The organism is Microbacterium sp. zg.Y909, from assembly GCF_024626565.1.
The window spans coordinates 1-5614 of sequence record NZ_JANJFJ010000288.1 but is presented as its reverse complement, the minus strand read 5'-3'; the positions used below and the strand labels follow the sequence as shown (position 1 = coordinate 5614).

Sequence of the window (5614 nt, the reverse complement as noted above, 5' to 3'; positions counted from 1 at the left end):
CCGAGGTCGACAAGGTCGCGGGGATCGTCGCGCAGACGCGCTCGGATGTGTCCATCGAGCCGCACGAGCGCATCGTCGAGGTGCTGCGCCAGCGCCTCGAGCAGTCCGGCATCCACCTGCCCGACGAAGAGATCTCAGAGCTGGCGCGTCAGGTCTCGACGGGCTGAACTCCGAGCTCGGCGAGGATCGCACGGGCGGCCGGGGCGGCGTCGCGGATCATCGTCTCGTGCCCGTGCCCGGGGATCTCCACCACGCGCGTGCGCAGGGCGGCCGCGACCCGCGCGCACCACGCGCGGGGGCACACGACGTCGTTCTCGCCGCGGATGACGAGCGCCGGGACCGTGACTTTGGGGTAGGACAGCTCCGGGCGGTGCGTGAGCATCGCCCGGGTCTTGCGCCGCAGGCGCGGTCCCGCTCGCACGTACTCGCGGGCGCCGAGAAAGACCACTTTGGGGCTCTCGATGAAGAGATCCAGAGCCAGGCGGCCGAGCTGGGGCAAGGCGCCTCGGGCGGCGGCATCCACCGTCGGGGCGACCAGCACGATGCGGTCGACCAGCGCAGGATGCCGCACGGCGAGCTCCGTGACGACCTGCGTGCCCATCGAGTGTCCGACGGCGACGAGTTCCCGCTCGGCCGGCTCGTGCTGACGCAGGTACGCCGCGACGAGGTCGGCCAGCCGCTCGATCGACGGCACGCGGGGCGGCTCCTCGGCCGCACCGAATCCCGGCAGGTCCAGTGCCAGCACCCGACCGTGCGGCTCGAGGTGCTCGATGAGATCGCCGAAGGCGCCGCGGCCCATGCCGATGCCGTGCACGAGGAGGAACGTCCGCGCGCCCACGCCGGTGGCCTCGACCACCAGCTGCGCGCCGTCGTGGGTGAACACGGTCACAGTGCCGTCGGGTTCGTTCGGTGCCGGTTCTTCCACGTTCCGACAGTAGGGGCTGGAAGCACCGGCATCCTGAGCGTACGGTGACCGCATGTGTCGCAACATCCACACCCTGCACAACTTCGAACCAGCCGCCACCGACGACGAGGTTCATGCCGCCGCGCTGCAGTACGTGCGCAAGATCGCCGGCACCACCAACCCGTCCAAGGCGAATCAGCAGGCCTTCGAGCGTGCCGTCGCAGACGTGGAGCACGCGACGCGGCATCTGCTGGCAGACCTGGTCGCGGTGGCGCCGCCGAAGAATCGTGAGGACGAAGCGGCCAAGGCCCGCGCCCGTGCGGAGAAGTCCGGTCGCTACGCGCCGCGCGTGGCCTGACGCCCGCGCCGGCGCGGGGCGCGCGGGCTGTCCAGCCCGATGTGGATGCGGGTGCGCTTTCGCTCCACGGCGATGAAGATCGACCCGACCACCCACAGCGGCACCTGCGTGAGGAAGGCGAGCCGGAAGGCATCCAGCGTGTAGGTCTCGGGAGTGCCCGCCCCCTGCAGGTCCAGGGCGACCCCGATCAGGAACACCGCGATGAGGCCCGCGAGGAACCCGCCGGAGTTGGTGATTCCGGTCGCCGTGCTGAGGCGGTGCGACGGGTTGTGGGTGCGGGCGTGGTCGAAGGCCACCATCGACGCCGGCCCGCCCATCGCCAGGGCGACGGCGAGACCGAGCAGCATCCACAGCGGAGCGGGTCCGGGCTGGGCGATGACGATCAGCCAGGCCACGGCTTGCACCGCGATGGAGGGCAGCACCAGCGCCCGGGAGCGGAGCGTCGGCACCCGGCTCGACAGCGACCCCATGACCGGCCCGATCAGGATGCCGGCCAGCACGTACACGGTCGTCACGAGCGCCGCCTGTCCCTGTGACAGGCCTTCCCCCGCGGTGAGGAAGGGGAAGCCCCACAGCATGACGAACGCAGACCCGGCGAAGGGCGTCGTGAAATGCGACCAGAAGGCGAGGCGCGTGCCCGGATGCGACCAGGCGGCGCGGATGCCGACGCGGTTGTCGACGGCCGACGTGACGACCCGGATCGCGCCGGTGTCGGTGTCGACGGTGACGTCGCGGTCGCGGTCGGGCGGGTGGTTGCGGATGACGGCGAACACGAGCACGGCGAACAGCACGCCCAGCCCGGCGACGCTGCCGAAGGCGACGGACCAGGTCGTCGCGTGCAGCAGTGCAGCCAGCGGCACGACGGCCACGATCTGCCCGAGCTGGCCGACGATGCCGGTCACCTGCACCATGACGGGCCCGCGCTGCGAGGGGAACCATGTCGCGATGAGCCGGAGCACGCTGGGGAAGATCGCCGCGTCGCCCGCGCCCAGAAGCATGCGGGCCGCGATCGCGATGCCGACGTTCGGTGAGAACGCCATGACGAGCTGCCCGATGGCCATGAGCAGCATGCCGGAGGTGATGAGGGGACGCGCGCCGTACCGGTCGAGCAGCATGCCCACGGGAATCTGCATGGCCCCGTACACGCCGAGCTGGATGACGGCGAACATCGACAGCGTCGAGGCGTCGACGTCGAAGCGGTGCGCGGTGTCGATCCCCACCGCCGACAGGGACGTGCGGTTGACCACCGAAAGGATGTAGGCGGCGACGCCGACTCCCCAGACCGTCCAGCTGCGCCAGCTGGGGGCTGAGGAGGGGAAGACGGCGGTCACGGCGGAACCAGCCTACGCGGGCGATCCTCCAGGGTGATGTCGGAGGGGCCGATTACCGTGAAGACATGCGAATCCTGCACACCTCCGACTGGCACATCGGGCGGACCTTTCACGGTCACTCCACGCTCGATGCCCTCCGCGGCGTGCTCGACGCGCTGGTGTCGCAGGTGCGGGCGCACGACGTCGACGTGGTGATAGTGGCGGGCGACGTGTTCGACTCGGCCACGCCCGCGGCCGGCTGCTACGCGCTGCTCAGCGACACCCTCGCCGCCCTCGCCGACACCGGGGCAGAGGTCGTCGTCACCAGCGGAAACCACGATTCCGCCGCCCGCCTCGGCTTCCAGTCCGCACTCCTGCGGCCCGGTGTGCACGTCGTCACCGATCCGCAGACCGTGGGAACGCCGATCACGGTGACCGATGAGCACGGGCCGGTGCATATCTACGGCATCCCGTTCCTCGAGCCCGCGCTGCTGCGTCATGCGTGGCCCGGCGTGCGGTGCCAGGCCGACGTGCTCGCACACGCGATGGACCTCGTCCGTGCCGACTTGGCCCACCGCGACGACGCGCGGTCGGTCGCCGTCGCGCACTGCTTCGCGGCGGGGGTCGAGCCGACGCCGCACCTCGAGCGAGACATCCAGCAGGGCGGGCTCGACGTCGTGCCGCTGTCGACGTTCGACGGGGTGGACTACATGGCCCTGGGCCACATCCACGGGCGGCAGCAGCTGTCGCAGCGCGTGCGGTACGCGGGGGCTCCGCTGCACTACAGCTTCGGCGAGGGTGACAAGCCGCGCGGGTCGTGGCTGGTGGAGCTCGATGCCGGGGGCCTCGCGGCCGTGAGCTGGCTCGACCTGCCCGTGCCCCGGCGCCTGGTCACGCTGGTCGCACCTCTGGAAGAGCTGCTGACCGACGAGCGCTTCGCCGCGTACGAGGGCGACTGGGTGTCTGTGGAGTACACCGACACCCTGCCGCAGCGCGATCCGATGCGCCGGCTGCAAGAGCGCTTCTCCCACTGCGCGTGCGTCGCGCACCGCCCTGCGGACGCGGCGGCCGACGACGGACGCAGCTACGCCCAGCGGGTGCGGTCGGCCCGCAGCGACCGCGAGTTGCTCGACGCCTTCCTCCGCCACGTGCGCGAGGGCGACGGGGCGAGCGACCGCGAGACGGCGCTGATCGACGAACTGCTCGACGACCGCACGCTCGCCGAGGCGGCCACGTGAAGCTGCACCGCCTCGACCTCACCGGGTTCGGTCCTTTCCTCACGACCCAGACGGTCGACTTCGACGCCTTCGAAGGCGACGGCATCTTCCTCATCTCGGGGCGCACCGGCGCGGGCAAGTCGAGCATCCTCGACGGGGTCAGCTTCGCGCTCTACGGCAGCGTGCCGCGCTACGAGTCCGGCGACAAACGCCTGCGCAGCGACCATTGCGCGCCCGAGGACCCGACCCGGGTGCGCCTGGAGTTCACCGTCGGCGACCGCCGGTGGCGGGTCACGCGCGCGCCGGAGTACCAGCGGCCGGCACGCCGCGGCGGGGGACTGACGACCGAGCCGACCAGCGCCGAGCTCGAAGAGCAGGTCGACGGGGTATGGATCGGCCGGGCCGCCAAGCCGCGCGATGTGGGGCTCGCGCTCGACGAGATCCTCGGTCTCAACGCCCAGCAGTTCCAGCAGGTCATCCTGCTCGCGCAGAACAAGTTCTCCCGATTTCTCCTCGCCTCCGGCAGCGAGCGTCAGCCGCTGCTGCGCACCCTGTTCGGAACGCGCCGTTACGAGGACTACGTGCGCGCGCTCGGGGAGCGCAGCAAGGCCGCCCAAGCCGCGCTCGACACCCTCGGCGAGCACGCCCGCACGCTGCTCGACCTCGCCGAGCGTCTCATCGACGAGCACGGGCTCGGGGGCGAGGGCGACGCTGCGTCCGACCTGGCTGCGAGACGCGCCGCGGCGGTGCTCGCCGTGCAGCGCGCCGAGTACCGACTCGACACCCTGACCCGCGCTCGCACCGAGGCCGACGCTGCGTTCGCCGACGCCACGGCCGCCCATGCCGCCGCCACAGCACTCGCTCGGGCGCACACCGACCTCGCCCAGACGAGGCAGCGGCTCAGTGCTCTCGAGGCGGACGCGGCCGCCGTCGCGGCCGATCGGGCCACGCTGGACCGGGCGCGCGCCGCGGAGGCGGTGCGTTCGACGCTCGAGGCCGCCGACCGGGCCCAGCGGGCGGCGACCGAGGCGGCGGCGTCCGCGGCCACGGCGGAGCGTGACTGGCATGCCGCCGCGCCCGACGCCGACGAAGACATCGATCTCGCGGCGTTCGACGAACAACTCACCGGCGACCTCGCGGTGTGGGCCGTCGCCGCCCATCACGAGGCGCAGCTGCCGCTGCGCGAGGCCGAACTCGCCGCCGCACAGGAGCGGGTGACGGAGCTGGTCCAGGAGCTCGCCACACTCGACGCGAACCGCGCGCTGATCCCCGCCGAGCGCACGAGGCTCGAGGACCTTCTCACCGCCGCCCGCGCCGGCGCGGCCGTCGCCGAGGGGGCGCGCCTCCAGCGCGATGACCTCGCCGCCCGCGCCACCGCTGCCGCCGAAGCCGAGACCCTCGCCGTCGCCCTGCGTGAGCGGGAGACCGCCCACGCTGCGGCGTCCAAAGCGTCCGCCCAGGCCGGCGCCGCGGTGGCCGCGCTGCTGCAACGGCGGCTCGGCGGATACGCCGGCGAGCTCGCCGCCGCCCTCGTCGAGGGCGAAGCCTGCGCGGTCTGCGGCTCGACGTCGCATCCTCATCCTGCCGAACGCGGCTCGCAGCCGGTGACCGACGAGCTGGTCGCGGCGGCCGAGGCCGATCGCGACGCCGCCCTCGCCGAAGAGCGCGCGGCCGCAGACGCCGTCCACGCCGCGCGCACGGCGCACGCCGATGCCGCCGCCCGCGCCGGTGGCGAGAGCGGAGAAGAGCTGCAGTCCCGGCTGACCGCCGCGGAAGAGGCGGTCAGCGCGGCGACCGCGGCCGAGCAGCTCGCGCAGCAGCTCGA

General features: G+C 72.6%; 5 protein-coding genes. 3 read left to right on the top strand and 2 right to left on the bottom strand.

Annotation, left to right across the window (positions count from 1 at the left end; all coding sequences use genetic code 11):
- Positions 1-148: 148 nt before the first annotated feature.
- A complete protein-coding gene (locus tag NQ160_RS17270; RefSeq protein WP_257516389.1) occupies positions 149-925 on the bottom strand; it encodes an alpha/beta fold hydrolase in 777 nt (258 codons plus the stop codon).
- Positions 926-977: 52 nt separating this feature from the next.
- On the opposite strand from NQ160_RS17270, the gene NQ160_RS17265 reads away from it, so the two are divergent.
- Positions 978-1262: a DUF2277 domain-containing protein gene (locus NQ160_RS17265; RefSeq protein ID WP_257516388.1), complete on the top strand. Its 285-nt coding sequence runs from the start codon at positions 978-980 to the stop codon at positions 1260-1262.
- On the opposite strand, the gene NQ160_RS17260 is transcribed toward NQ160_RS17265, so the two are convergent.
- The gene (locus NQ160_RS17260; protein ID WP_257516387.1) at positions 1241-2593 is read right to left on the bottom strand and encodes an MFS transporter; all 1353 of its coding nucleotides are present in this window, start codon (positions 2591-2593) and stop codon (positions 1241-1243) included. The two genes, NQ160_RS17265 and NQ160_RS17260, sit on opposite strands and share 22 nt — an antisense overlap.
- A gap of 65 nt (positions 2594-2658) precedes the next feature.
- Between NQ160_RS17260 and NQ160_RS17255 the strand changes: the two genes are divergently transcribed.
- A complete protein-coding gene (locus NQ160_RS17255; RefSeq protein ID WP_257516386.1) occupies positions 2659-3810 on the top strand; it encodes an exonuclease SbcCD subunit D in 1152 nt (383 codons plus the stop codon).
- The coding region (locus NQ160_RS17250) for an SMC family ATPase (RefSeq protein WP_257516385.1) at positions 3807-5614 on the top strand (1808 nt) is incomplete at its 3' end. The genes NQ160_RS17255 and NQ160_RS17250, both read left to right, overlap by 4 nt.

What these genes read in the sequence shown, in the direction of transcription:
- NQ160_RS17265 (WP_257516388.1), top strand. Translation starts at nt 978, where the DNA reads ATGTGTCGCAACATCCACACCCTGCACAACTTCGAACCAGCCGCCACC.
- NQ160_RS17255 (WP_257516386.1), top strand. Translation starts at nt 2,659, where the DNA reads ATGCGAATCCTGCACACCTCCGACTGGCACATCGGGCGGACCTTTCAC.